The organism is Neisseria gonorrhoeae (assembly GCF_013030075.1).
GTDB classification, from domain to species: domain Bacteria; phylum Pseudomonadota; class Gammaproteobacteria; order Burkholderiales; family Neisseriaceae; genus Neisseria; species Neisseria gonorrhoeae.
Genome location: NZ_AP023069.1, coordinates 721,870 through 747,111, shown reverse-complemented (window position 1 = coordinate 747,111; position 25,242 = coordinate 721,870). Strand labels below are relative to the sequence as shown.

The window sequence follows — 25,242 nt, the reverse complement described above, 5'->3', positions numbered from 1 at the left end:
CCTACGCGGGAATGACGACGGTGTTTTGCCGTAGCCAAAGCAGAAAAACATCCCTATTGTCATTTTATCATGATAGGACAGCAAGGATGTTAAAAATTAATTATCATTATGTGATTGATATATAAGAAAAATTGTCACAATAAGAAAAGTTATGCAGAAAATAAAATGAAAAGGATGGTTTTCATTGAAAATGGTTGTTCTGCCACCGTCATACACAGAACCGGTATTTGGAAAAAAATAATCCATATTGACATCATTATTCCATTTATCGCATAAATCCACTTTTTAATTTTTTTCCTCATTAATATAATCTCTTATTTAATAAAATCAAATACCTAGCAATTCGATCTCAAATTTTAAACGCCAACGTGTTTGAGCGGTAACAATGCATACTTTAAGTTTGTAATCCTTCATCGTCTCATTTTTGTTTTAATCGACTATACGTCTAAAGCAACGCCGCCCGTCATTGTTCGGACAGTATTTTTTCAGACGGCATTTTCCCCCGTTTGTGAAGGCGCAAGGCATTGCCCAAAACCGCCAGCGAACTGAAACTCATACCCAGTGCGGCTATCCACGGTTGGACATAGCCCAAAACGGCAAGCGGTACGGCGATGATGTTGTACGCGCCCGCCCATATCAGGTTTTGCCGGATAATATGGCGGGTGCGCCGCGCCTGATCGAGCAGGTGGGCGACGGTACGCAAATCTTCGTTCAATAACACAATGTCCGCGCCGTCCCTCGCAATATCCGTCCCGCCCGCTGCGGCGGCGGATACGTCTGCCTGCGCCAAAACGGGCGCGTCGTTGATGCCGTCGCCTATCATCAGCACTTTTTTCCCTTCTTTTTGCAAGGCTTTGACGTATTCCAGTTTGTCCTCGGGCATGGCTTGGGCGCGGTAGTGCGCGACACCCAGGGCGCGTGCGGTTTCGGCAACGGCGGTTTCGCGGTCGCCGCTGAGGATGTGCAGGGTCAGGTTTTTGCCTGCCAACTGCCGCACTGCCTCCGCCGCGCTGCCTTTGAGCGGGTCTTGCAGGTAGAACACGGCTTGGAAACCGCTTTGACTGCCGAGGTAAACCGCGCTGCCGCCGCCTTCTGTTTGCGGTTCTTTACCTGAAATTTCGGCAACATAGGATGCCCTCCCCAATGCCCAAACCTGTGTTTCGCCGTTGACGGTCAGTTGCGCACCCACGCCTTCCCCGATGCGGTTGAGGCGTTGTCCGACTTGGATTTCGGGGACGCTGCCGCCTGAAATGCGGCAGTTGAGAATGGCGCGCGCGAGCGGGTGTTCGGACTGCTGTTCCAAACTTTGCGCCACTGCCAGCACTTGGGCTTCGGTCATGCTGCCGAGCAGTTCAATCCGGCGGACGGCGGGATTGCCTTGGGTCAGCGTGCCGGTTTTGTCGAAAATGATGTCGGTGGTTTGGGAGAGGGTTTCGATTGCCTGCTTTCCGCCGATTAAAATACCTTCGCGCGCCAGCGTACCGGTAGAAGCTGCCAGCGCGGTCGGCGTGGCAAGCGACAGGGCGCAGGGGCAGGTAATGACCAGCAGGGCGACGGTAATCCACAATGCGGTGTGCGCATCGGCGTACAGCGTCCAGCCGATGAAGACGGGGACGGCAAGCAGGAGCTCGCCGAATATGAAAGATGAGGCGTATTGTTCCGCCAACTCGGCAGTACGCGGTTTTTGCGCCAAGGCGCGGTCGAGCAGGCGGACGATGTGCGACAGGCGCGTGCCGCCGCCGGTGCGGTCGGTGCGTATAATCAGAGGGCTTTGCGTGTTGAGTGTACCTGCGGTTACTTTTTCAGACGGCATTTTGGCGACGGGCAGGCTCTCGCCGGTCAGCATAGATTCGTTGACGGCACTGTTTCCTTCCAGCACCGTGCCGTCAACGGGGATGGTTTCGCCGGGTTTGACCATCACAATATCGCCTGCTTGGAGTTTGACGACGGCGGATTCGCGGACATCCTGTACGGCAGGATAGCCGGGCATCCGGTGGCAGAAGGCGGGTATCAGTTTCACCAGCCTTTCGGCGGCATCGCCTGCCTTGCGTCGGGCAATGTGTTCCATAAAGCGTCCGCCCAGCAGGAAAAACAGCAGCATCGCGATGGATTCGAAATACATCCCCTGCCCTGCGTTGGTGGCGAGGCTGTAAATGCCGGCGATGAAGGTCATGATGATGGCGGCGGCAATCGGCGTGTCCATACCGGCGCGGCGGTTTTTCAGGTCGCGCAACGCGCCTTGATAAAACGGGACGGCGCAATAAAATACGACGGGCAGCACCATCAGGAAGCCGCCCCAATGGAGGATCTGCAGGAAATCGGGTTCGATGTCGCCGCCGTAAAGGTAGGTCGGCAGCGCGAACATCATCGTCTGCATCATACCCAGTCCGGCAACGGCAAGGCGGACGATGTATTGTTTGCGTTCTTTTTGGTTGGCGGCTTCGATTTTTTGCGCGTCATAGGGTGCGGCGGTGTAGCCTGTCTGCCGGATTTTCAACAGAATGTCGGAGAGGCGGATTTTGCCGTCGTCCCAGACGACGCGGCAGCGGTGCGTGCTGTAATTGAGGTCGATGCGGACGATGCCGTCTGTGCGCAAAAGCTGCTGTTCGATCAGCCAGACGCAGGCGGCGCAGGTAATGCCGCTGAGCATCAGCACTGCTTCGTGCGTGCCATTATGGGTTTCCACAAAGTCGGATTGGACTTCGGGCAGGTCGTACAGGCGGATTTGGTCGAGGATTTCTTGGGGCGGCAGTTCGGTTTTTTTCGCGTCGGCGGTGCGTCGTTTGTAATAACTGCCCAAGCCGGAATCGATGATGCTTTGTGCGACTGCCTGACAGCCGACGCAGCAGGTTTCGCGGTCTTCGCCTTCGTAGCGGACGGTCAGATGCAGGTTTTCGGGAACGTCCAGCCCGCAGTGGAAACAGGTTTTTTTCATGGCATTTCGGTTTCGTCTGTGTTTGGTGCGGCGGCACAATACTCGGCAATGGCTTCGCGCAGTGCGTCTATACCGGTATTTTCAGCAACGGAAATGCGGACGGCGGCAATTTTTCCCGCAGCGTCGCGCCATATGCCCGTGTTTTGTTCTTCAGACGGCAGCAGGTCGGTTTTGTTGTACACCTTGATGCACGGAATATCGTGGGCATGGATTTCTTGCAGTACGTTTTCCACGTCTTCAATCTGCTGTCCGCTGTTCGGGGCAGCGGCATCGACGACGTGCAGCAGCACATCGGCTTGCGCGGTTTCTTCCAGCGTGGCGGAAAATGCCGAAATCAGTTTGTGCGGCAGATCGCTGACGAATCCGACGGTATCGGTCAGGATAATGCTGCATGCGGGACTGATGTACAGCCGCCGCGCCGTCGTGTCGAGAGTGGCGAAAAGCTGGTCTTTCGCATATATGCCCGACTTGGTCAGCCGGTTGAACAGGCTGGATTTGCCGACATTGGTATAGCCGACCAGCGCAAACGTTTTGATTCTGCCCGACTCGCGGGACTTGCGGCGCAGGGCGCGCTGTTTTTTGAGGTTGGCAAGCTGTTTTTTCAAGGCGTTGATCCGATGGGCGGTTAATCGGCGGTCGGTTTCCAGTTTGGTTTCGCCCGGCCCTTTCATGCCGATACCGCCGCGCTGGCTTTGCAAATGTCCGTAACCGCGTATCAAGCGTCCCGCCAAATGGCTCAATTGCGCCAACTCGACTTGCAGCCTGCCTTCCTGCGTGCGGGCGCGGCGGGCGAAAATCGCCAGAATCAGCCCCACTCTGTCCAATACGCGGCATTGGAGGATTTTTTCCAAATTGCGTTCCTGCGTGGGAGTAAGTTCGTGGTTGAATACGACCAAATCAATGCCGTCTGCGGCAACTGCTTCCGACAGCTCCGCCGCCTTGCCCGTGCCGACAAACAGCGCAGTGTGCGGGCGGTCGCGTTTGGCAGTCTCCACGCGTACGGAATCGCCGCCCGCCGCTTTGACCAGCTCGACGGCTTCCGCCAATGCCGTCTGAAAACCGTTCAGACGGGCGGCATTGCTGCCCGTATCATCTTTATCCAACATTACGCCCACCAGCATGACGCGTTCCGGTTGCGCCTGAGTGGCACTGTTCCGTCCTGTTCTACCTGACATAACTGTCAATCCTGCAAATAAAGGGTTACACCGCGTTCCGGGCTGTCTTCCGGAGTAAGCCTGATGCGGCTTCCCGCCATTCCGCTGACGCTGAAGACAATGCCGCCCGCTTCGTGCCGGAGTATGGACAGGCTGTTGCCGAACTGCCGCCGGTAGGTATAACGGGTACACGCTTCCAGACACCAGCGTCCGCGCCAGTGGATGAAATATTTTTCGCCTTTTCTAACCGCAAGTGTCTCGCCGCCGTTTACCTCAAAATAAGGGTAATCGGGTTTTCGGGTTCTAAACTGCCATTTCGCCTGCGCGCGCCGTCCGTTGCGGACATAGTCGAATACCGCCGTATAAAGCGTGCCGTATTCCAAAGGTTTGAGCGGGAAAAGGGCGAATTGGTGCGCGGTCAGCCTGCCGTTAGGGTCGTTGCCGGCGGTTAAAACCCTGACGGGGCGGATTTCGTTTTTACCCTGATACAGCTTGAAACTTTTCATCGCAATTTTGCCTGCCGCCTCGGAAAAATCAATGCTGGCAGGATTGCCTGTGATTTCATATTCCGGCACGGGGTCGGGACGTTCCCCGTAAAAATAAGGCAGCGCGCCGCCGCCAACCGGATAGGCGGTATAAAGCAATTCCGTTACGGGCATGGCTTCGTCAGCATAAACGGCCGCACCGTTGTGGCAAGCGTTGCGGTAATATTTCCGTCCTGCTTCCGGCTGCCGCCTTCCTTTTGCACAGGCGCGCTCGAAGCTGCCGTTGCCCTGATTGAATACGAGGACGGTTTTGCCGTTTTCGCGCACAAATGCCGCACCTGCTTCGTCGGTATGGCGGTCAAGCAGCGAAAGGCGGTGATAGACAGCACTCATCAAAGCGTCCACTTGGCGTTGCTGCGTGCGGATGTCGCTGTCGGACGATTCGGCGGCTTCCTCTTCCGTGCTGATGTTTTCATGCACGCCGTTGTAGAGATACCCGGCAAGGCGTGTGCGTTCGGTCAGCTTTTGTGCGGTGTAGTGCGGATTGTCGGGATGGTGTTCGCCGTGTCCGTCTTCGGGATTGAGCGTGAGATAGCGTGCGTGCCTGCGGGCGGAATTTTCCAAAACCGGCGCGTGTGCCAGCGCGTGCAAACCGATTTGTGTGCGGATGCGGTTGAGGTAGTGCAGCGCATCGCCGCCGTCCCTGATTTGCGGTGCGGACGGATAGACAAGTTCGCCCGCGGGCAGGGATTGGTTTTGGGTATGGTAGAAAACGCCTGCCGCCGAGCCCAATAGAAGCAGCCAAATAAAAAGGGATTTCATAATGCCGCCCTCCCGACGCGGCAACGGGGTGTTTTATCAAAACGGCAAACTTGCCAATGCGGTTTCCGCTTGCCGATTGCCAAACCGGCAAACCTTTCCCGTGCCGGTGCCGAACCCGATGCCGTCTGAACCTTCAGACGGCATCGGGTGTTTATTTGTCCACTCGGACGGGTGCAGGTTCGTATTGTGTCGATTCGTCGCCGTAATACAGCACGCCGAGTTTGACGGGGATGCGTCCCTGCGATTTGCGGTGGGCGTTGGAATCGCGCAAGGAATAGGCGCAGCCGCAGTATTCCTGCTGGTAGAAGTTTTCGCGTTTGCTGATTTCAATCATACGCGCGCCGCCGCCGCCTTTGCGCCAGTTGAAGTCCCAATAGGCCACATCATCGTAAGGCGCGGCGGCACGGTGTCCGCAGTCGTTGATTTGCGCCATATTTTTCCAGCGTGAAATGCCCAGCGAACTGGTAAAGACGGGAAAACCGTGTTCGTGCGCGTATTGCGCCGCTTTTTCAAAACGCATATCGAAACACATGGTGCAGCGGATGCCGCGTTCCGGCTCAAACTCCATGCCTTTGGCTTTGGCAAACCATTCTTTGCGGTCGTTTTCGTAGTCGTCGTCTTTATCGATGAAAGGGATGCCGAACTTTTCCGCAAAGCGCATGTTTTCCTCTTTTCGGAGCATATACTCTTTGTGCGGATGGATATTGGGATTGTAAAAATAAATGGTGTAGTCGATGCCGGAGGCAAGCATGGCTTCCATCACTTCGCCGCTGCACGGGGCGCAGCAGGAATGCAGCAAGACTTTTTTATGTCCGCCGGGCGGGACGAGTATGGGGCGGTCAATGTCGGTAACGGTAGGTTTGTTTTGTGTTTCCATTAACTTAACAATATCTGTCGAATACGGTCAAAGCGGCTATTTTACCAGAGCCGCCGAATGTAAAACAGGGTGTCAGGGCATCAGCCCGAGCTGCCTGAACGAACGGACGGTTTGCGAGGTAACGATAAAATGGTCGAGCAGCGAAACATCAACCAGCGACATGGCCTGTGCCAGCCGCCTTGTGAACATGATGTCTTCCTGCGAAGGTTCGGGCGAGCCGCCCGGATGGTTGTGCGCGATAATCAGGCTGTCGGCATATTCGTCCAATGCCAGTTTGACGATTTCGCGGATGTAAATCGTGTTTTCCGCAACCGTACCGCGCGACAGCTCTCTGACCGCAATCAGTTGGTTTTGGCGGTTCAGCAGCAGCGCGACGCTGACTTCGACTTTTTCCTGCCCCAAATGAAAGCGTAAATAATCGGCAACGGTATCGGGATCGGATAAGGTAATTTCTTCCTGCAATTCTTCCTCCAATATCCGCCGCCCGATTTCCCTGACCACGGCGAACTGTGTGAAACTTGCCGTCCCCATCCCTTTGTATGCCGACAGTTTGCCGACCTCCGCGCTCATCAGCCTCCCCAAGCTGCCGAACTCCTGCAATAGGTAGCGCGCCAAATCGACCGCGCTCATCCCGCGCGTCCCGACGCGTAAAAGGATTGCCAAAAGTTCGGCATCGCTCAAAGCCGCCGCCCCGCGTTCCAACAGCTTTTCCCTGGGCCTTTCGCCTTCCGGCCATTGCTTGATGCTCATGTTTTCCCTTTTTTAAATAGTCTGAGATGCCGTCTGAAACAGATGTTCCCACACGCCAAATATCCGAAATGCCGTCTGAACCGGATTTCCGCTTCAGACGGCATCTGTATTTCAAAACAGTCTTACGCCGTTTCTTCCAACTCGATTGAAGCCGCCAAAAGCGACAGACGTGCCATTACGCCGTAAACGTAGAGGCGGTTATGTTCGTTGTCCACGTCGCAGTCTTTTTCAGAACGCGGCATACCGAGCGAATCCCATTGTTCGAATACGCGTTTGCAGGCTTCTGGAGCTTCTTGCGAATTATCGCCGTTACCGGTAGGAATGCTGTTGGACAGCGGCACAAACACCATACCGCCGGCGTTGAGGTTTTCGTCCGCACCGCGCCCTTCGTGTACGCGGAAAAAGCCGCCGATGACGAAACGGTCCATCATATAGACGACGGGTTCGCACACCGCGCCGTTCAAGGTTTCATAGGTATAAACCCCTTCTTGGACAATCACTTCGCTGACTTCCAAGCCCTCTTTCACCTTCGCCATTTTGTTGCGGTTTTTGCGGTTCAAGCCGCGCACTTCGTCGGAGGATTTGACGCTCATCACACCCATGCCGTAAGTGCCGGCATCGGCTTTGACGATGACGAAAGGTTTGTCGGCAATGCCCGATTCGTCGTATTTGGCTTGAATTTTCGCCAGCACGCGTTCTACCGCTTCCGCCAGCGCATCTTCACCTTCGCGCCCTTGGAAGTCCAAACCGCCGATTTTTTCAAAATACGGGTTGATCTGCCATTCATCGATGTCAATCAGCTTGGCAAATTCGGCGGCAACTTGGTTGTACGCGCCGAAATGATTTGTTTTGCGGCGCGTCGTCCAACCGCCGTGCAGCGGCGGCAAAACGGTTTGGCCGATGCCTTTGAGAATGTCGGGAATGCCGGCGGACAAATCGTTGTTCAACAAAACCACGCAAGGCGAAAAGCCGTCGGCAAGGTGGACGCGGTCGCGGGTTCGCAGCAAAGGCTCAAGCAGGATTTTGTCGCCCAATGCAGTTTCAAATTCGGCCGGTTCGGTTACTTCCGGATTCAGGCTGCCCAAGCGCACTTCACACCCTGCCGAACGGAAAATCTCGCCGAGGGCGTAAACGTTTTGCAGGTAAAACGTATTGCGCGTGTGGTTTTCGGGAATAATCAATACGGATTTCTCCGTTTCGCAGGCGCGTTGCACCGCATCTTGCGCGGCAACCGCCGCCAGCGGGATGAAATTCGGATTCAGATTATTGAAGCCGCCCGGAAACAAATTCATATCGATAGACGAAATTTTGTAACCGGCGTTGCGTATATCGACCGAACCGTAAAACGGCGGGCGGTGCGCGTTCCACTGCGTGCGGAACCACGCCTCGATTTTGGCGTGATTGGACAGGATTTTTGCCTCAAACGCCTGAAGTTGCGCCGAATGTTCGGGCGACATAACCGGTAATTTCATCTTTCGTCTGCCTCTGTGTGTTTTTTGACAAGGTACAGATAATAATGCTTTTGAAAGAATGACGACAAGTATTCTTTCGTATCGAATCATTCTTTAGATATAACGAAATGAACAATATGTCTAATTTTTTCGTTAAAATTGTTTACAAAATAACACCGACTCAAAAATTAGACAAAATCTGTTGCGCAGTATAAAGAATACGTCTAAAATCCGCCCAATCCGCATCACCATTTATCCAAAAGAACAACATCATGACGGCACAAACCCTCTACGACAAACTCTGGAACAGCCACGTCGTCCGCGAAGAAGGAGACGGCACCGTCCTGCTTTACATCGACCGCCATCTGGTTCACGAAGTAACCAGCCCGCAGGCGTTTGAAGGTCTGAAAATGGCGGGGCGCAAGCTGTGGCGCATCGACAGCGTGGTCTCCACCGCCGACCACAACACCCCGACCGGCGATTGGGACAAAGGCATCCAAGACCCGATTTCCAAGCTGCAAGTCGATACGTTGGATCAAAACATCAAAGAGTTTGGCGCACTCGCCTACTTCCCGTTTATGGACAAAGGCCAGGGCATCGTACACGTTATGGGGCCCGAACAAGGCGCGACCCTGCCCGGGATGACCGTCGTCTGCGGCGATTCGCACACTTCCACCCACGGCGCATTCGGCGCACTGGCACACGGCATCGGCACTTCCGAAGTCGAACACACGATGGCGACCCAGTGCATTACCGCGAAAAAATCCAAATCTATGCTGATTGCCGTTGACGGCAAATTAAAAGCGGGCGTTACCGCCAAAGACGTGGCGCTCTACATCATCGGGCAAATCGGCACGGCGGGCGGCACGGGTTACGCCGTCGAGTTCGGCGGCGAAGCCATCCGCAGCCTTTCGATGGAAGGCAGGATGACCCTGTGCAATATGGCGATTGAGGCAGGCGCGCGTTCCGGTATGGTTGCCGTCGATCAAACCACCATCGACTATGTCAAAGGCAAGCCCTTCGCACCCGAAGGCGAAGCTTGGGACAAAGCCGTCGAGTACTGGCGCACGCTGGTGTCTGACGAAGGCGCGGTTTTTGATAAAGAATACCGTTTCAACGCCGAAGACATCGAACCGCAAGTTACTTGGGGCACGTCGCCCGAAATGGTTTTAAACATCGGCGGCAAAGTGCCGAATCCCGCCGAAGAAACCGATCCGGTCAAACGCAGCGGCATAGAGCGCGCACTCGAATATATGGGTTTGAAGGCCGGTACGCCGCTGAACGAAATCCCTGTCGATATCGTCTTTATCGGCTCTTGCACCAACAGCCGCATCGAAGACTTGCGCGAAGCCGCTGCTATCGCCAAAGGCCATAAAAAAGCCGGCAACGTACAGCGCGTGTTAATCGTCCCCGGCTCCGGTTTGGTTAAAGAACAAGCCGAAAAAGAAGGCTTGGACAAAATTTTCATCGAAGCCGGTTTTGAATGGCGCGAACCGGGCTGTTCGATGTGCCTTGCGATGAATGCCGACCGCCTCGCGCCGAGGCAACGCTGCGCCTCCACGTCCAACCGCAATTTTGAAGGCCGCCAAGGCAACGGCGGGCGCACCCACCTCGTCAGCCCCGCTATGGCCGCCGCCGCCGCCGTTACCGGACACTTTACCGACATCCGCACGATGGCGTAAGTATTTTCAGGCAGTCTTTAAGAATTTGACGAGGCCGTCTGAAATATGTCCCGTAAGGCAGAAACACCTAATATTCAAACCAAGGAGTTTAACCATGAACAAACTTTTCGTTACCGCCCTGTCCGCCCTCGCCTTGTCCGCCTGCGCCGGCACTTGGCAGGGCGCGAAACAAGACACCGCCCGCAACCTTGACAAAACACAGGCCGCCGCCGAACGCGCCGCCGAACAAACAGGCAACGCCGTCGAAAAAGGTTGGGACAAAACCAAAGAAGCCGTCAAAAAAGGCGGCAATGCCGTCGGACGCGGCATTTCCCATCTCGGCAAAAAAATCGAAAACGCCACCGAATAACCGATTTGCGATGCCGTCTGAAACCGTTTCAGACGGCATCGTCAGCACAAGACGCAAACCCATGAAAGCCTTTACCAAAATCACCGCCATCGTCGCCCCGCTCGACCGCAGCAACGTCGATACCGATGCCATCATCCCCAAACAATTTCTGAAATCCATCAAACGCAGCGGCTTCGGCCCCAACGCCTTTGACGAATGGCGTTACCTCGACCACGGCGAACCGGGCATGGACAACGGCAAACGCCCGTTGAACCCCGATTTTTCCCTGAACCAGCCGCGTTACCAAGGCGCGCAAATCCTGTTGACGCGTAAAAACTTCGGTTGCGGCTCTTCACGCGAACATGCCCCTTGGGCATTGGACGACTACGGCTTCCGCGCCATTATCGCCCCCAGCTTCGCCGACATCTTCTTTAACAACTGCTACAAAAACGGCCTTTTGCCCATCGTGTTGACCGAAGAACAAGTCGACCGGCTTTTCAAAGAAGTCGAAGCCAACGAAGGCTATCGGCTCTCCATCGACCTTGCCGAGCAAACCCTGACCACCCCGGGCGGCGAAACATTCACATTCGACATTACCGAACACCGCAAACACTGCCTCTTAAACGGCTTGGACGAAATCGGACTGACCCTGCAACACGCCGACAAAATTAAAGCCTTTGAAGAAAAACGCCGCCAAAGCCAGCCTTGGCTGTTTAACGGTTAAAACCTATGCCGTCTGAAGGCTGTTCAGACGGCATTCCTGATAACATATAATTGCTGCGGCTAATGTAAACAGAGGGGCGATAAATTGTTTTCATCTTTTAAGCGGGCTTAGCAACACTCTAAATTAATGCAACTCTCCATTTCAAATAAATTTTTAGATTTTTAATATGCAACAAATTAAATTTATTGACTTATTTTCCGGAATGAGTGGCATCAGGAAAGGATTCGAACAAGCCTGTCGGAAACAGTCGGTTGCTTGCGAATGTGTTTTTACTTCAGAAATCAAACCGGCAGCTTTGGAAGTATTGAAGCAAAACTACCCTGATGAAGTGCCGTATGGAGATATAACGAAAATTGAAACAGGGGATATTCCCGATTTTGACATCCTGTTGGCAGGCTTCCCTTGTCAGGCTTTTTCTTTCGCCGGAAAAAGATTAGGCTTTGAAGATACACGGGGAACGCTTTTCTTTGATGTGGCAAGGATTTTAAAGGCAAAAAAACCAAAAGGTTTTATTTTGGAAAATGTGGAAGGATTGGTGACACACGATAGAAAAGATTCGACACAAAAAATAGGGCGCACCCTGACCGTTATTTTGGAAACCTTGGAAGCATTGGGCTACTATGTTTCTTGGAAAGTTTTAAATGCAAAAGATTTCGGCATTCCCCAAAACAGGAAGCGCATTTATCTGACAGGCAGTTTGAAATCCAAACCCGACTTATCTTTCGAAACAAGCCCAAGTCCGAAATTAAAAAATATTTTGGAATCGGGACTGCCTACTGAAAGCAGCCCTTTCATCAAAAAATTGCTAAAAAAATTTCCCCCGTCCGAACTGTACGGAAAATCAGTAAAAGACAAACGGGGAGGGAAAAACAATATTCACAGTTGGGATATTGAATTAAAAGGCGCAGTAACCGAAGAAGAGAAGCAATTGTTAAATATCCTTCTAAAAGAACGGAGGAAAAAAAAATGGGCTTCAGAAATCGGCATAGATTGGATGGATGGGATGCCTTTGACAAAAGCGCAAATTTCAACTTTCTATAAACACCCCGATCTCCAAAATATTTTGGACAGCCTGACAGACAAAGGCTATTTGGTTTTAGAGCATCCGAAACAAAAAATTGGCGGGCAAAGAATCAAAGATGAATCCCTGCCCAAAGGCTACAATATTGTTTCAGGTAAAAAATCTTTTGAAATCAATAAAATATTAGATCCAAACGATGTTGCGCCAACCTTGGTTGCAATGGATATGGAGCACCTTTTCGTCGTTGACAACGGCGGTTTGCGTACACTTACCGGAAAAGAAGGGTTACGCTTATTCGGCTATCCGGACGATTATTCGTTTGATATTCCCAAAAAAGACAGATGCGATTTATTGGGTAATACCGTTGCCGTCCCTGTGATTAAGGCGGTATCTGAAAGACTTCTGCATACTTTATAAACCGACAGGGATAAAATGATAAAACTTACTGCACAACAAATATTTGATAAGTTGCTGGATGAAGAAAAAATCTTATCGGCCAATGGTCAAATTAGATTTTTCTTAGGAGATGTGGATATTATCGTCAAACAAAAAGATGTTGTCGGCAACATCATTCAGGAATGGCTCGGCGGATGGTTGAGAAAAAGGGAAATTGAATTTGATGTTTCAACCAATACCCAAATGCCTCCCGATTTCTTTTTAAATAAAAAAGACCGCAGCAGAGAATTGTTGGAAGTAAAGGCGTTCAACCGAAATGCCTGCCCGGGTTTTGATATTGCAGATTTTAAAATGTATTCTGATGAAATCATTCATAAGCCCTATATGCTGGATGTAGATTATTTAATATTCGGTTACGATATGGACGACAACGGCAATGTAACCATCAAGGATTTATGGCTTAAAAAAGTATGGCAAATTACCAGAAGCATGGATGGGTGGGCAATTAATCTTCAAGTCAAAAAAGGCGTGGTGCATAAAATCCGCCCGGGTGTTTGGTACAGCATAAATAAAAAGAATATGCCTATGTTTGAATGCTTGGAAGATTTTGTTTCCGCAATTGAAGAAACCGTTTATCAAAACCCGGCAACACGGCATAACGCATCCTTATGGAAAAAGAAATTTGAGGAAGCTTATAAAAAACACTACAACCGATCGATTTCCATACCCCGTTGGCACGAAATTGCACACAAATACAAAAAGAAATAACCCTTCAACCATCAACCCATAAGGAAACTTGAAATGACCAAACATATCGCCATCCTCCGAGGCGACGGCATCGGTCCCGAAATCGTCGCCGAAACCGTCCGCGTACTCGACAAATTTATCGCCCAAGGCTTGGATGCCGACTACGAATACGCGCCTTTGGGCGGCGAAGCCTACGACGAATACGGCCATCCTTATCCAGAATTTACGCAAAACCTCTGCCGCAAAGCCGATGCCGTCCTGCTTGGTGCAGTCGGTTCGCCCCAATACGACAATCTCGACCGTCCGTTGCGCCCCGAGCGCGGCTTGTTAGCAATTCGTAAGGATTTGAACCTGTTTGCCAATTTGCGTCCTGCCGTTTTATATCCCGAATTAGCCAACGCCTCCACGCTCAAGCCTGAAATCGTTGCCGGTTTGGATATTTTGATTGTGCGCGAACTTACCGGCGATATTTATTTCGGCGAACCGCGCGGCATCCGTGTTTTGGAAAACGGCGAACACGAAGGCTACAACACCATGAAATACAGCGAAAGCGAAATCCGCCGCATCGCCCACGTGGCCTTCCAATCCGCCCAAAAACGCAGCAAAAAAGTCTGCTCCGTAGGCAAAGCCAACGTTTTGGAAACCACCGAACTGTGGCGCGAAATCTTTGAAGAAATCGGCAAACAATATCCCGATGTCGAGCTTTCCCATATGTATGTGGACAATGCCGCCATGCAACTCGTGCGCGCGCCCAAACAGTTTGACGTGATTGCCACCGGCAACATCTTCGGCGACATCCTCTCCGACGAAGCCTCCATGCTGACCGGCTCCATCGGTATGCTGCCTTCCGCTTCTTTGGACGAAAACGGCAAAGGCCTGTACGAACCGTCTCACGGCTCCGCCCCCGACATCGCCGGACAAAACAAAGCCAACCCGCTGGCCACCATCCTCTCGCTTGCCATGTTGCTGCGTTACAGCCTGAACGACGAAGCGCGCGCGCAACAAGTCGAAAACGCCGTCCAAAAAGTGCTGCAACAAGGCTTGCGTACCGGCGATATTTACGAAGAAGGCACAAAACTCGTTTCCTGCTCCGAAATGGGCGACGCGGTACTCGCCGCCTTGTAAAAAACAAGGGGCTGTACTAGATTATCCCTAAATTCCACACCGATCCCGCAGGATTTTTAGCTGCCGGGACGGTGTGCCGAAGTTAAGTCGAAATTCGCATTCCCTCAACAACGGCGGGAAAGGTTTACGATCGATTCCGTTGTATTTTCGCAAGGCGCGTTTTGCCTGATTCCAAAAGTTCCCAATGCCGTTAATGTGGTTCCGACGGTCTGCAAATTCCTTGGAACGGTTGATGCGGCAACGGGTAAAACCGCCCGCGTCCGACTTGCCGCGGCTGCCCGGGCTATCGGCATAAACAATACCGTCCGGCATGATTTTCTTTTTGACGGCAGGGAGCAACGTTTCAGGCTCGGCATCGTCCTCGGCAACGGTATAGGCCCGCCCGTTGCGTTTCGGAATGCCGAAGACAACCGCTTTTCCTGCCGCGCCGCGACCGCGTCTGCCTTTACGCCGTCCGCCGAAATAGCTTCCGCCCGGCCCGGCGGGGGCACTCGAAAACCTCATCGGCAGCCAAGGCCAAACGATGGTTGGTAACCGTGCGGATTTTACGGTAAAACAGTGCCGCCGAATCGGGATGGATACCCAAAATATCGGCGGCAGAACGGGCGGTAACTTCCGGTACAAAAGAACGGAGCGGTTCTTTTTGTACTTCTTTCTTTAATTTGCAGTGTGTTATCTTCATATTTCGAGGGTAACATATCTGCTAATCTAGTACAGACCCTTGTTTTTTATTCCCCGGTGTCTGTTTTCTGCCACAGTCGATTTAGATTCCAGCAAACCGCCTTTAAACAATTGAAAGAAAAGGGACAAATTGCACAGGGTTCTCCGTTTAACCAGATACGGATTTCCATTCCCGGCAATTTCGGGCATTTGACCGTTTCCGCCTTCCTGCCCCGCCGCCAATAAAAATGCCGTCTGAAATATCGGCACGATACTTCAGACGGCATACCCGCCCGTTTTCCCGCATTTCCGGGAGCTGGCTGAAATTTAAACGTGTGCGGAAATGATTTTTAACATTTGCGCCAGTACTTTGGGATTGGCAGCCACAATATCGCCGCTTTCCAACCAAGCGTCCTCACCCGACATATCGGTAACGATGCCGCCTGCTTCTTGGACAATCAATGCACCGGCGGCAATGTCCCACGGTTTGAGGTTGAACTCGAAAAAGCCGTCAAAACGTCCTGTTGCTACGGCGCACAAATCCAAAGAAGCCGCGCCTTCGCGGCGGCCTCCGGCGGTTTTTGCCAAAAAGTCTTTCAAAATCGCCAGATATTTGTCCATCATGCTTTGATCGACAACAGGGAAACCGGTACCGATCAGGCAGCGGTTCAATTCGATGCGGTTGGAGACACGGATGCGGCGGTCGTTAAGCAACGCGCCTTTACCGCGCGAAGCCATGTACACGTCGTTACGTTCGGGGGCGTACACCAAAGCTTCCTGCAACACGCCTTTGTGCAGCAGTGCCATAGAGATGGCGTATTGGGGATGGCCGTGAAGGAAATTGGTCGTCCCGTCGAGCGGATCGATAATCCATTCGTACTCGGCTGTAGCTTTGCCGTGGAAGCCGCTTTCTTCGCAAGTGATTTTGTGATGCGGATAGGCTTCTTTCAAAGCCTCAACCAGGATGATTTCGGAATTGCGGTCAACATCGGAAACAAAATCGTTGAAGGCTTTGCTGTCGGTTTTGACGGCATCGAGGTTACCTGCGGCGCGAATCATCATCTGACCGGCACGGCGGGCGGCTTTAAAGGCTGTATTCAAAAACGGATTCATCAGATTTCCTTAAGGGTGGCATACCGCCGGTTCGGACGTGCAGTCCTTCGGAGCGGCAAAATCGGAGTTTATCTGGTTGGGGCAAACCCTGCCAAATCGGGTAAAATACCGCCTGACGCGTGTCTGCTTCAGGCGCAACGTTAAATTTCCGACGTTGTTAAAGAACAGTTCAAACGGCATTTCACCGTCCGAACGAAAAAGACGGCGCATTATACCCTATTCCATTCCGACCGAAAACCGAACATGACTGCTCTCAAACCCGCCCTGCCCGACTACCTCGGCAACATCCGCATCATCCTCACACGCACCAGCCACCCCGCCAACATCGGCTCTGCCGCACGCGCGATGAAAACGATGGGTCTGCACAGGCTGACCATCGTCACCCCCAATCTGATGGCAACGCCGATGACGGAAAATCCGCCCGTTTTTAATCCCGATGACGTGCAAAGTTTTGCACTGCCTGAAGAAAGTTTCATCCTCGCTTCCGGCGCGGCGGACGTATTGCACAACGCCGAAATCGTCGCCACACTGGACGAAGCCCTTGCCGACACCACCATCGCCTGCGCCCTGACCAGCCGCCGCCGCGAAATCACCGCGCCGCTGCAAACCCCGCGCGATTTGGTGCCCGAATTACTGCAGGCCGCCAACCGCGGCGAGAAAGTGGCGCTGGTCTTCGGCAACGAGACTTTCGGCTTGAGCATCGAAGAAGTCCGAGCGTGCAACCGACTGATGACCATCAACGGCAACCCCGACTATTTCTCGCTCAACCTCGCCCAAGCCGTGCAGGTCGTGTGCTACGAAATTTTCAGCCAAACCGATTCGCCCATGACCCATCTTCAACAGGAAGACCACGCCGCAACCCACGAGCAAATCAAAGGCATGCTCGCCCACATGGAAAGCGTGATGGACGACATCGGCTTTTTCAACCGCCGCAACGGCGAGCGTCTGATGCGCCGTATGCAGAGCCTGTTCGGACGCGCCAACACGCAAACCGAAGACATCGACATCCTGCGCGGTTTTTTCAATACCGTCAGCCACCGTATCCATAAAAAAGACTGATTAAGGCCGTCTGAAAACATTACAAGCTTTTTCAGACGGCATGACTGATATTCGGATAAGCATGAATTACGCCCTAGACGCATTATGGTGGAAACTCACCAGCCAACCCGTCCGCGACCTCGCCTCGCTGCTGACTGCGCCGCCTTTGTGGCAAAGCGGTTGCGAATTGAGCGTGCGCGAACTACTGGGGGAACGCGGTTTCCGCTACCTTTTAGCATTGGATGCCGATCCCGCGCCGCTGACGGATTACCTTGCACAACGCGCCCCGTTCGACCACCGTCTCGGCATTTATGCCGAAGAGCTGCTGGCTTTTTGGTTTACCAACGCACCGCACACCAAACTGCACGCATATAATCTGACCGTTTTTTCAGACGGCCAAACTTTAGGCGCCGCGGATTTTGTCGTTTCCCTCAACCAACAGCCCTATCATATCGAGCTGGCGTGTAAATACTACGGCGGAGACCAAGTGCAGAACCTGCGCGGTCTCAATCCCAAAGACACGCTGACGGACAAAGCCGCCAAATTGGTGCAGCAATTCCAGCTGGTGCATACGTCGCAAGGCAAAGCAACCTTAGCCGCACAAGACCTGCCGGAAAATCCACTTCCTGCTTCCATCGTGCGCGGCATCGGATTTTTTCCACAAGGTTTCCATGCTTTTGAGCCGCCGCTTAATCCATACGGCTGGCGCGGCATCTATATTCAAGATTGGGCGGAATACGGGTTTGAACGCCAAGAAGCGCGCTATCACCTGCTCGACCGCATGGTCTATCTCGCGCCTGCGCGTGTCGCCGAAACCGAAACATTAAACGCAACCGAAATCCGCCGCATCGACCAAGGCTTGATTGCCGTTTTGGAATGTCGGCCGGACGGCTTTTGGCACGAAATCGAACGTATTATGAAGGCCGTCTGAAACCCTTTACCAACTTTAAGAGAACCCATTACATTATGAACGCCGCACAACTCGACCATACCGCCAAAGTTTTGGCTGAAATGCTGACTTTCAAACAGCCTGCCGATGCCGTCCTCTCCGCCTATTTCCGCAAACACAAAAAGCTCGGCCGCCAAGACCGCCACGAAATCGCCGAAACCGCCTTTGCCGCGTTGCGACACTATCAAAAAATCAGTACCGCCCTGCGCCGTCCGCACGCGCAGCCGCGCAAAGCCGCACTCGCCGCGCTGGTTCTCGGCAGAAGTACCAACATCAGCCAAATCAAAGACCTGCTTGATGAAGAAGAAACAGAGTTTTTCGGCAATTTGAAAGCCCGTAAAACCGAGTTTTCAGACGGCCTGAATACCGCCGCAGAATTGCCGCAATGGCTGGTGGAACAACTGCAACAGCATTGGAGCGAAGAAGAAATCCTCGCTTTCGGCCGCAGCATCAACCAAGCTGCGCCGCTCGACATCCGCGTCAATACCTTGAAAGGCAAACGCGACAAAGTATTGCCATTGTTGCAAGCCGAAAGCCCCGATGCAGAGGCAACGCCTTATTCTCCTTGGGGCATCCGCCTGAAAAACAAAATCGCGCTTAACAAACACGAACTGTTTTTGGACGGCACGCTGGAAGTCCAAGGCGAAGGCAGCCAGCTGCTTGCCTTATTGGTGGGCGCAAAACGCGGCGAAATCATTGTGGATTTCTGTGCCGGAGCCGGCGGTAAAACCTTGGCTGTCGGCGCCCAAATGGCCAACAAAGGCAGAATCTACGCCTTCGACATCGCCGAAAAACGCCTTGCCAACCTCAAACCGCGCATGACCCGTGCCGGACTGACCAACATCCACCCCGAACGTATCGGCAGCGAACACGATACCCGTATCGCACGACTGGCAGGCAAAGCCGACCGCGTGTTGGTCGATGCGCCCTGCTCCGGCTTAGGCACACTGCGCCGCAATCCCGACCTCAAATACCGCCAATCCGCCGAGACCGTCGCCAAACTTTTGGAACAGCAACACAGTATCCTCGATGCCGCCTCCAAACTGGTGAAACCGCAAGGCTGTTTGGTTTACGCCACCTGCAGCGTGTTGCCGGAAGAAAACGAACTGCAAATCAAACGTTTCCTGTCCGAACATCCCGAATTTGAACCCGTCAACTGCGCCGAACTGCTGCAAAACCTGAAGGTCGATTTGGATACCGGCAAATACCTGCGCCTCGATTCCGCCCGACACCAAACCGACGGCTTCTTCGCCGCCGTATTGCAACGCAAATAAACCGGTTTGAACAAAATGCCGTCAGAACCCTTTTCAAAGCGTTCGGACGGCATTTCATCAATTAAAAATATCAAAAACCGCAGATTCAACCGATTCAACACCAAAGGCAGAATCACGCGCCTCATCGGATTTTATACGCGCCTGCCTGCAATTTTCTTTTTCTTTGCCAAAATATACGGTAGCATAACCATATTCCAATGATATTTTTGGGAATCTGTTTTACCCCAATATATAAAGCACCATATTAAGGCGGAGTGTCTTCCCTGCTTTGACCCGAACCCGGAAAAGACACCGCCCGAACCAATCCCGATTCTGCCCGGGCAGTCAGCCATCAAGGAAACCCTAATGAACTTTGCTTTATCCGTCATCGCATTTACCCTCGCCTCTTTCCTGCCCGTCCCGCCTGCCGGAGCCGCCGTCTTTACTTGGAAAGACGGCGGCGGCAACAGCTATTCGGATGTGCCGAAACAGCTTCATCCCGACCAGAGCCAAATCCTCAACCTGCGGACGCTCCAAACCAAACCGGCGGTCAAGCCCAAACCTGCCGTCGATACGAATGCGGACAGTGCGAAGGAAAACGAAAAGGATATCGCCGAGAAAAACGGGCAGCTTGAGGAAGAAAAGAAAAAAATTGCCGAAACCGAACGGCAGAACAAAGAAGAAAACTGCCGGATTTCAAAAATGAACCTGAAGGCGGTGGGAAACTCAAATGCGAAAAACAAGGATGATTTGATCCGTAAATACAATAACGCCGTAAACAAATACTGCCGTTAATCGGCTCTAGCGCAAACCCGATGCCGCCTGAAGCGGCACGGGGTTTGTTTATTTCTGCCAGTAGGTTTTGACGTTGACGAACTCGTACAACCCGAATTCGGACAGTTCGCGCCCGTAACCGGAATCTTTGACTCCGCCGAAAGGCAGGCGCAAATCGCTGCTGGTATGGCGGTTGATAAACACCGATCCGGCCTGTATTTTTTCGGCAAACCGCCAGGCGCGTTCAGTATCGGCGGTATAAATGCAGGCACCGAGCCCGAACGGGGAATCATTGGCAAGGCAGATGGCGTGTTCTTCGTTTTCGGCGCGCAAAATCAGGGCGACGGGGCCGAATACTTCTTCTCTCCAGACGCGGCAGGCAGGATTTACCCTGTCTAAAACCGTCGCAGGGTAAAACCACCCCGACCCCTGTGGAACTTTGCCTCCGGTCAGGCACACCGCGCCGTTTGAAACGGCATCTTCAACCTGCCCGTGAACCCGGTCCCGCAAATCTTCGCGGTGCAGCGGTGCAAGCGTGGTATCGGGATGTTTCGGGTCGCCCATTTTCAATTTGGCGCATTCGGCGAGAAACAGCTGAATAAAGCGGTCGGCTGCGGCTTCGGTTACGATGATGCGCTTGGCGGCGTTACACGATTGCCCCGCATCGCGGAAACGGGAATAACAGGCTTCTGCGGCGGCGCGTTCCAAATCGGCATCGGGCATCACGATAAAGGCGTTGCTGCCGCCGAGCTCCAACACGGTTTTCTTGAGGTTTGCGCCCGCATGTGCCGCAAGAATGCGCCCCGTATGCGTCGAACCGGTAAACGCCATCGCATCGGTATCTTCGACTGCCTTGAGCGTGTCCGCCTCATCCAGCCACGCGCCTGCCAGAGGAATACCGTCTGAAGCCAAATCGAACAACGCCCGACTGACGCGTGCCACGCTGGGCGCGGGTTTGACGGCGCACGCGTTGCCCGCGCACATAGCGGGAACGGCAAAACGCAATACCTGCCAGACGGGATAGTTCCAAGGCATGACGGCAAACACCACGCCCAAAGGCTCGAAGCGCACCTGACTCAAACTCGCCTGCGTCGCAATGGTTTTGTGGGCGAGCAGTTCGGGGGCGAGGCGGGCGTAATAGCGTATCAGTTCGATAGACTTGACGATTTCGGCACGGCATTCGTGCAGGCAGCGTCCGACTTCTTCGCACACCATTTCCGCAAAACGCTCTTTTTCCGCCTCCAAACGGCCGGCAAATTTTTGCAGACGCGCGGCACGTTCGGTTACGCCCAATTGCGCGAACGCCCTGCCGTGCATTTTCAAATCCGCCAGCCGCCGTTCAAACTCCGCATAATCTTGATCGGGGCGGCGGTAAAGCGTTTCGCCCGTAAATACATTGACACTGTGAAACATCGAATCAACCTGCCAGTTGCGGGAATATCGTTTTCAGTCCCGACACAATAATCTCCACCGATACCGCCGCCAGCATCATACCCATAATGCGGTTTAAAATCGTCAGCCCCGTCGCGCCCAGCAGGCGGCTGACCTTCCCGGCAACGATTAAAATGGCATAACAAATCGCACTGACCACCAAACCGGCCGCGATAATCAGCGCGATATCGCTGTACGTTTTGGCTGCCGAAGCGTAAATAATCACGGTCGAAATACCGCCCGGACCGATGGTGATCGGTATGGCGATGGGCACGACGGCAATCGCCCCTGCATTGCGGGCGGGGCGCGCTTGCCCCGTTTCCGGCTGCGCGCCGAGATTCTGCTTGGCGGGATTGTCGTTGCCGTTCATCATCGAAATGGCGATCAGCAGCACCAAAATCCCGCCGCCGACCTGAAACGAACCGACGCTGATGCCCAAAACCTTCAATAGCGCACCGCCGATCAGCGCAAATACCGCAATCACGGCAAACACGGCGACGGCGGCCGTCCGCGCGACCTTCCTGCGCTCCTTCGTGCTGTGTCCGTTGGTCAGGTCAAGGTAAAGCGACAACGCGCTAAACGGATTGATCAGCACCAAAAAAGCCACAATCAGCTTGCCGATTTCCATACCCAATCCCATTATTTCCCCTCTTTCAAACCCGTGCGGCAGGCATCCGATGCTGCAAATTGCCGCCGCAACGGATTTTTCCGTTATAATTAAAAATCCAAGCAATACGCCCCATCATACCCGAACGACGGTATCTTTACCATCAGACAAGGATGCTTTTCATGGCACTGACACTTGCCGACGTAGACAAAATCGCCCGACTCTCCCGACTGCAGCTGACTGCGGAAGAAAAAGAAAAATCGCTTCAAGAATTAAACGACATTTTCACTATGGTCGAACAGATGCAGAACATCAACACAGACGGCATCGAGCCGATGGCGCACCCGCACGAGGTCGCCCTCCGCCTGCGTGAAGACGAAGTAACCGAAACCGACCGCGCCGCCGAATACCAAGCCGTTGCGCCGGAAGTACGCAACCGCCTGTACATCGTACCGCAAGTTATCGAAGAATAATCCGAATACGCTTCAGACGGCATCAGCAATACCGCCCGAAGCCCTTTAAGGATGGAAGATTTATGACCCAATACACATTGAAACAGGCAGGCAGCCTGTTGCAGTCCAAACAGATTTCCGCCGTCGAACTGGCAAGCGCATACCTTGCCGCCATTGCCGAAAAAAATCCCGCCCTCAACGGCTACATCACCATCGACCAAGATAAAACCCTCGCCGAAGCCCGTGCCGCCGACGAACGCATCGCACAGGGCAACGCTTCGGCACTTACCGGCGTTCCCGTCGCCTACAAAGACATTTTCTGCCAAACCGGCTGGCGCAGCGCGTGCGCGTCCAAAATGCTCGACAACTTCGTCTCCCCCTACACGGCCACCGTCGTCCAAAACCTGCTCGACGAAGGTATGGTAACGCTCGGCCGCACCAACATGGACGAGTTCGCTATGGGTTCGACCAATGAAAACTCATTCTACGGCGCGGCCAAAAACCCGTGGAATCCGGAACACGTACCCGGCGGTTCGTCAGGCGGTTCCGCCGCCGTCGTTGCCGCGCGCCTCGCCCCTGCCGCGCTCGGTTCGGACACGGGCGGCTCTATCCGCCAACCCGCATCGCACTGCGGCATTACCGGCATCAAACCTACCTACGGCACGGTTTCCCGCTTCGGTATGGTCGCCTACGCCTCCAGCTTCGATCAAGCCGGCCCGATGGCGCAAACCGCCGAAGACTGCGCGATTCTGTTGAATGCAATGGCAGGTTTCGACCCCAAAGACTCCACCAGCTTCGAACGCGAAAAAGAAGACTACACCCGCGATTTGGACAAACCGCTCAAAGGCGTGAAAATCGGCCTGCCCAAAGAATACTTCAGCGAAGGCAACAGCACCGATGTTCAGACGGCATTGCAAAACACCATTGATTTGCTGAAAGCACAAGGCGCGGAACCGGTCGAAGTTTCCCTGCCGCAAACCAAGCTGTCCATCCCCGCCTACTACGTCCTCGCCTCCGCAGAAGCCGGCACCAACCTTTCACGTTACGACGGCGTACGTTACGGACACCGTGCCGCCCAATTCGGCGATTTGGAAGAAATGTACGGCAAAACCCGCGCCGAAGGTTTTGGCAGCGAAGTCAAACGCCGCATCATGATCGGCACTTACGTACTGTCGCACGGCTACTACGATGCCTATTATCTCAAAGCCCAAAAACTGCGCCGCCTCGTTGCCGATGACTTTCAGACGGCATTTGCACGGTGCGACCTCATCCTCGCGCCGACCGCACCCTCCGCCGCACCCAAAATCGGAGCGGATACTTCTCCGGTTGAAACCTACTTGAGCGACATTTACACCATCGCCGTCAACCTCGCCGGACTGCCCGCATTGACCCTGCCCGCAGGCTTCAGCGGCGGCGGACTGCCCGTCGGTGTACAGCTTGTCGGCAACTACTTCGCCGAAGCCAAAATCCTCGGTGCGGCGCATCAAATCCAACTCAACAGCGATTGGCACGGCAAACGACCCGAATGAAGCAGAACCGCACCTTTACCTTCCCCGATTTTCGCACCGTTTACAGCTATGCACCTTTATATCGGCTGCAACATTTAAAATACACATTGCGAAAATTTTTCGGAAAAAAAGAAATTTACGCCTTCGAGCAGTTTGTCAACGCCTCCCCTATCCGTCAGGGGCTGTTCCTCCACTGCCCGCAGGATGCCTATCCGCTGCTGCGCGAATTTGTTGACAGGCGTTTTAACTGCAAACGCCGTTTAGATGCGATGACGGCAGATTTTCTCATGGCGGAAAAACTCTTCGGCACAGACGTTCTGTGCCAAATGGAAGACTGCCGCTTCCATCTGGTCTTGGCGCACCTTTCAGACGGCATCAGCTTGTGGCTCAACCGCAACGACAACTGCGTCGAAGAAGGCGCGTGGTCTTTATCTTTGCGCGATGAAGCAGGCAACCGGCTGTATATGGCGACCTTCGCCTTTGTCGGCACACACCTGCTGACAGCCTCCGTACAAGGGCCGTCAGGTGAAGAAGCCAAAGACACCGTCCGCCGCATAACCAAACAACTTCACGGCTTACGTCCCCAACAACTGATGGTAACCGCACTGCAATATTTCGCCGCCGCATTAAAATTAGACGGCGCGATAGGCATTGCACAAAAACATCAAGTCAAATTACGCTGGAAACTTAAAAAGCGCGTCAAAATGAATTACGACGCATTCTGGCAGGAATACGGCGCAAGTTTGGAACGGGACGGCTACTGGCATCTTCCCCAAACCCCCGCCCGCAAAGACCTTGCCGACATCGAAAGCAAAAAGCGTTCGATGTACCGCAAGCGTTATGAAATGCTGGACGATATGGTTACAAAGATGAAGGACAGTCTGAAAACAGAAGCACGCGGCATTTCAGACGGCATCCAAACGGAAAAACCGCTCCGCCGGACAGTCTGATGCGAAGACT

Annotated in this window: 24 protein-coding genes and 1 pseudogene; 14 read left to right on the top strand and 11 right to left on the bottom strand. The window is 53.4% G+C overall.

Annotated features, from left to right (window positions below):
- Window positions 1-463 precede the first annotated feature (463 nt).
- The 5 genes from HT085_RS03840 to radC all read right to left on the bottom strand — a co-directional run bounded on the left by HT085_RS03840 (window position 464) and on the right by radC (window position 7,023).
- Window positions 464-2,935: a heavy metal translocating P-type ATPase gene (locus HT085_RS03840; protein WP_014580218.1), complete on the bottom strand. Its 2,472-nt coding sequence runs from the start codon at window positions 2,933-2,935 to the stop codon at window positions 464-466.
- Window positions 2,932-4,110 carry a GTPase HflX gene (gene hflX, locus HT085_RS03835; protein WP_003688795.1) on the bottom strand — a complete coding sequence of 393 codons (1,179 nt, stop codon included), beginning with the start codon at window positions 4,108-4,110 and terminating at the stop codon, window positions 2,932-2,934. Before hflX ends, HT085_RS03840 begins: the two co-directional genes overlap by 4 nt.
- 5 nt (window positions 4,111-4,115) lie before the next feature.
- Window positions 4,116-5,396, bottom strand: coding sequence for a CAP domain-containing protein (locus HT085_RS03830; protein WP_003691265.1), 1,281 nt, complete (start codon window positions 5,394-5,396; stop codon window positions 4,116-4,118).
- Window positions 5,397-5,547: 151 nt separating this feature from the next.
- Window positions 5,548-6,273: an epoxyqueuosine reductase QueH gene (locus tag HT085_RS03825; protein ID WP_003688798.1), complete on the bottom strand. Its 726-nt coding sequence runs from the start codon at window positions 6,271-6,273 to the stop codon at window positions 5,548-5,550.
- Between the two features lie 72 nt (window positions 6,274-6,345).
- A complete protein-coding gene (gene radC, locus HT085_RS03820; RefSeq protein WP_003688801.1) occupies window positions 6,346-7,023 on the bottom strand; it encodes a RadC family protein in 678 nt (225 codons plus the stop codon).
- Between the two features lie 26 nt (window positions 7,024-7,049).
- Between radC and HT085_RS12025 the strand changes: the two genes are divergently transcribed.
- Complete coding sequence (locus tag HT085_RS12025) at window positions 7,050-7,172, top strand: hypothetical protein (protein WP_255294323.1); 123 nt, start codon at window positions 7,050-7,052, stop codon at window positions 7,170-7,172.
- On the opposite strand, the gene gshA is transcribed toward HT085_RS12025, so the two are convergent.
- On the bottom strand, window positions 7,146-8,495 hold the full coding sequence (gene gshA, locus HT085_RS03815) for a glutamate--cysteine ligase (RefSeq protein WP_003688804.1): 1,350 nt from the start codon (window positions 8,493-8,495) through the stop codon (window positions 7,146-7,148). The genes HT085_RS12025 and gshA overlap by 27 nt on opposite strands.
- A gap of 251 nt (window positions 8,496-8,746) precedes the next feature.
- Between gshA and leuC the strand changes: the two genes are divergently transcribed.
- The 6 genes from leuC (at window position 8,747) to leuB (ending at window position 14,497) form a co-directional block, all read left to right on the top strand.
- Window positions 8,747-10,156: a 3-isopropylmalate dehydratase large subunit gene (gene leuC, locus HT085_RS03810; protein ID WP_003701383.1), complete on the top strand. Its 1,410-nt coding sequence runs from the start codon at window positions 8,747-8,749 to the stop codon at window positions 10,154-10,156.
- Between the two features lie 94 nt (window positions 10,157-10,250).
- Window positions 10,251-10,505, top strand: a complete 255-nt coding sequence (locus HT085_RS03805) for a hypothetical protein (protein WP_003688807.1) — start codon at window positions 10,251-10,253, stop codon at window positions 10,503-10,505.
- Window positions 10,506-10,566: 61 nt separating this feature from the next.
- Entirely contained in the window at window positions 10,567-11,208 is a 642-nt protein-coding gene (gene leuD, locus HT085_RS03800) for a 3-isopropylmalate dehydratase small subunit (protein WP_010357988.1), read from the top strand.
- A gap of 166 nt (window positions 11,209-11,374) precedes the next feature.
- Complete coding sequence (locus tag HT085_RS03795; RefSeq protein WP_003688809.1) at window positions 11,375-12,646, top strand: DNA cytosine methyltransferase; 1,272 nt, start codon at window positions 11,375-11,377, stop codon at window positions 12,644-12,646.
- A 15-nt stretch (window positions 12,647-12,661) separates the two neighbouring features.
- Window positions 12,662-13,393, top strand: a complete 732-nt coding sequence (locus HT085_RS03790; RefSeq protein ID WP_003697156.1) for an NgoBV family restriction endonuclease — start codon at window positions 12,662-12,664, stop codon at window positions 13,391-13,393.
- A 33-nt stretch (window positions 13,394-13,426) separates the two neighbouring features.
- On the top strand, window positions 13,427-14,497 hold the full coding sequence (gene leuB / locus HT085_RS03785) for a 3-isopropylmalate dehydrogenase (RefSeq protein ID WP_003691268.1): 1,071 nt from the start codon (window positions 13,427-13,429) through the stop codon (window positions 14,495-14,497).
- A gap of 27 nt (window positions 14,498-14,524) precedes the next feature.
- Here leuB and HT085_RS03780 read toward each other — a convergent pair.
- Window positions 14,525-15,179, bottom strand: a pseudogene (locus HT085_RS03780) (IS1595 family transposase).
- A gap of 305 nt (window positions 15,180-15,484) precedes the next feature.
- Window positions 15,485-16,270 (bottom strand): inositol monophosphatase family protein, encoded by a 786-nt coding sequence (locus tag HT085_RS03775; protein ID WP_003688815.1) that lies wholly within the window; start codon window positions 16,268-16,270, stop codon window positions 15,485-15,487.
- 243 nt (window positions 16,271-16,513) lie between these two features.
- On the opposite strand from HT085_RS03775, the gene HT085_RS03770 reads away from it, so the two are divergent.
- The 3 genes from HT085_RS03770 to HT085_RS03760 are packed head-to-tail and all read left to right on the top strand — an operon-like array spanning window position 16,514 to window position 19,531.
- The gene (locus tag HT085_RS03770; protein ID WP_003688817.1) at window positions 16,514-17,329 is read left to right on the top strand and encodes an RNA methyltransferase; all 816 of its coding nucleotides are present in this window, start codon (window positions 16,514-16,516) and stop codon (window positions 17,327-17,329) included.
- Window positions 17,330-17,369: 40 nt separating this feature from the next.
- Window positions 17,370-18,239 carry a DUF1853 family protein gene (locus HT085_RS03765; RefSeq protein WP_003691269.1) on the top strand — a complete coding sequence of 290 codons (870 nt, stop codon included), beginning with the start codon at window positions 17,370-17,372 and terminating at the stop codon, window positions 18,237-18,239.
- Window positions 18,240-18,274: 35 nt separating this feature from the next.
- The gene (locus HT085_RS03760; protein WP_003688821.1) at window positions 18,275-19,531 is read left to right on the top strand and encodes an RsmB/NOP family class I SAM-dependent RNA methyltransferase; all 1,257 of its coding nucleotides are present in this window, start codon (window positions 18,275-18,277) and stop codon (window positions 19,529-19,531) included.
- Between the two features lie 57 nt (window positions 19,532-19,588).
- Here HT085_RS03760 and HT085_RS11545 read toward each other — a convergent pair whose 3' ends face one another.
- On the bottom strand, window positions 19,589-19,729 hold the full coding sequence (locus HT085_RS11545) for a hypothetical protein (RefSeq protein WP_162098116.1): 141 nt from the start codon (window positions 19,727-19,729) through the stop codon (window positions 19,589-19,591).
- 147 nt (window positions 19,730-19,876) lie between these two features.
- On the opposite strand from HT085_RS11545, the gene HT085_RS03755 reads away from it, so the two are divergent.
- Window positions 19,877-20,305 (top strand): DUF4124 domain-containing protein, encoded by a 429-nt coding sequence (locus HT085_RS03755; protein ID WP_014580220.1) that lies wholly within the window; start codon window positions 19,877-19,879, stop codon window positions 20,303-20,305.
- Window positions 20,306-20,353: 48 nt separating this feature from the next.
- Here HT085_RS03755 and HT085_RS03750 read toward each other — a convergent pair whose 3' ends face one another.
- Together HT085_RS03750 and HT085_RS03745 are read right to left on the bottom strand one after the other, a co-directional pair.
- Entirely contained in the window at window positions 20,354-21,697 is a 1,344-nt protein-coding gene (locus tag HT085_RS03750) for an aldehyde dehydrogenase family protein (protein WP_003691271.1), read from the bottom strand.
- 4 nt (window positions 21,698-21,701) lie between these two features.
- Window positions 21,702-22,355: a MarC family protein gene (locus tag HT085_RS03745; RefSeq protein WP_003688829.1), complete on the bottom strand. Its 654-nt coding sequence runs from the start codon at window positions 22,353-22,355 to the stop codon at window positions 21,702-21,704.
- Window positions 22,356-22,504: 149 nt separating this feature from the next.
- Between HT085_RS03745 and gatC the strand changes: the two genes are divergently transcribed.
- The 3 genes from gatC to HT085_RS03730 all read left to right on the top strand — a co-directional run bounded on the left by gatC (window position 22,505) and on the right by HT085_RS03730 (window position 25,232).
- Window positions 22,505-22,795 (top strand): Asp-tRNA(Asn)/Glu-tRNA(Gln) amidotransferase subunit GatC, encoded by a 291-nt coding sequence (gene gatC, locus HT085_RS03740; RefSeq protein WP_003688831.1) that lies wholly within the window; start codon window positions 22,505-22,507, stop codon window positions 22,793-22,795.
- A gap of 62 nt (window positions 22,796-22,857) precedes the next feature.
- A complete protein-coding gene (gatA, locus tag HT085_RS03735; protein ID WP_003688833.1) occupies window positions 22,858-24,303 on the top strand; it encodes an Asp-tRNA(Asn)/Glu-tRNA(Gln) amidotransferase subunit GatA in 1,446 nt (481 codons plus the stop codon).
- Complete coding sequence (locus HT085_RS03730; protein ID WP_003688835.1) at window positions 24,300-25,232, top strand: VirK/YbjX family protein; 933 nt, start codon at window positions 24,300-24,302, stop codon at window positions 25,230-25,232. Before gatA ends, HT085_RS03730 begins: the two co-directional genes overlap by 4 nt.
- Window positions 25,233-25,242: the final 10 nt, after the last annotated feature.

Coding starts and splice junctions, on each gene's coding strand:
- HT085_RS03840 (WP_014580218.1), bottom strand. CDS start 2,935: ATGAAAAAAACCTGTTTCCACTGCGGGCTGGACGTTCCCGAAAACCTG.
- hflX (WP_003688795.1), bottom strand. CDS start 4,110: ATGTCAGGTAGAACAGGACGGAACAGTGCCACTCAGGCGCAACCGGAA.
- HT085_RS03830 (WP_003691265.1), bottom strand. CDS start 5,396: ATGAAATCCCTTTTTATTTGGCTGCTTCTATTGGGCTCGGCGGCAGGC.
- HT085_RS03825 (WP_003688798.1), bottom strand. CDS start 6,273: ATGGAAACACAAAACAAACCTACCGTTACCGACATTGACCGCCCCATA.
- radC (WP_003688801.1), bottom strand. CDS start 7,023: ATGAGCATCAAGCAATGGCCGGAAGGCGAAAGGCCCAGGGAAAAGCTG.
- HT085_RS12025 (WP_255294323.1), top strand. CDS start 7,050: ATGCCGTCTGAAACAGATGTTCCCACACGCCAAATATCCGAAATGCCG.
- gshA (WP_003688804.1), bottom strand. CDS start 8,495: ATGAAATTACCGGTTATGTCGCCCGAACATTCGGCGCAACTTCAGGCG.
- leuC (WP_003701383.1), top strand. CDS start 8,747: ATGACGGCACAAACCCTCTACGACAAACTCTGGAACAGCCACGTCGTC.
- HT085_RS03805 (WP_003688807.1), top strand. CDS start 10,251: ATGAACAAACTTTTCGTTACCGCCCTGTCCGCCCTCGCCTTGTCCGCC.
- leuD (WP_010357988.1), top strand. CDS start 10,567: ATGAAAGCCTTTACCAAAATCACCGCCATCGTCGCCCCGCTCGACCGC.
- HT085_RS03795 (WP_003688809.1), top strand. CDS start 11,375: ATGCAACAAATTAAATTTATTGACTTATTTTCCGGAATGAGTGGCATC.
- HT085_RS03790 (WP_003697156.1), top strand. CDS start 12,662: ATGATAAAACTTACTGCACAACAAATATTTGATAAGTTGCTGGATGAA.
- leuB (WP_003691268.1), top strand. CDS start 13,427: ATGACCAAACATATCGCCATCCTCCGAGGCGACGGCATCGGTCCCGAA.
- HT085_RS03775 (WP_003688815.1), bottom strand. CDS start 16,270: ATGAATCCGTTTTTGAATACAGCCTTTAAAGCCGCCCGCCGTGCCGGT.
- HT085_RS03770 (WP_003688817.1), top strand. CDS start 16,514: ATGACTGCTCTCAAACCCGCCCTGCCCGACTACCTCGGCAACATCCGC.
- HT085_RS03765 (WP_003691269.1), top strand. CDS start 17,370: ATGACTGATATTCGGATAAGCATGAATTACGCCCTAGACGCATTATGG.
- HT085_RS03760 (WP_003688821.1), top strand. CDS start 18,275: ATGAACGCCGCACAACTCGACCATACCGCCAAAGTTTTGGCTGAAATG.
- HT085_RS03755 (WP_014580220.1), top strand. CDS start 19,877: ATGAACTTTGCTTTATCCGTCATCGCATTTACCCTCGCCTCTTTCCTG.
- HT085_RS03750 (WP_003691271.1), bottom strand. CDS start 21,697: ATGTTTCACAGTGTCAATGTATTTACGGGCGAAACGCTTTACCGCCGC.
- HT085_RS03745 (WP_003688829.1), bottom strand. CDS start 22,355: ATGGGATTGGGTATGGAAATCGGCAAGCTGATTGTGGCTTTTTTGGTG.
- gatC (WP_003688831.1), top strand. CDS start 22,505: ATGGCACTGACACTTGCCGACGTAGACAAAATCGCCCGACTCTCCCGA.
- gatA (WP_003688833.1), top strand. CDS start 22,858: ATGACCCAATACACATTGAAACAGGCAGGCAGCCTGTTGCAGTCCAAA.
- HT085_RS03730 (WP_003688835.1), top strand. CDS start 24,300: ATGAAGCAGAACCGCACCTTTACCTTCCCCGATTTTCGCACCGTTTAC.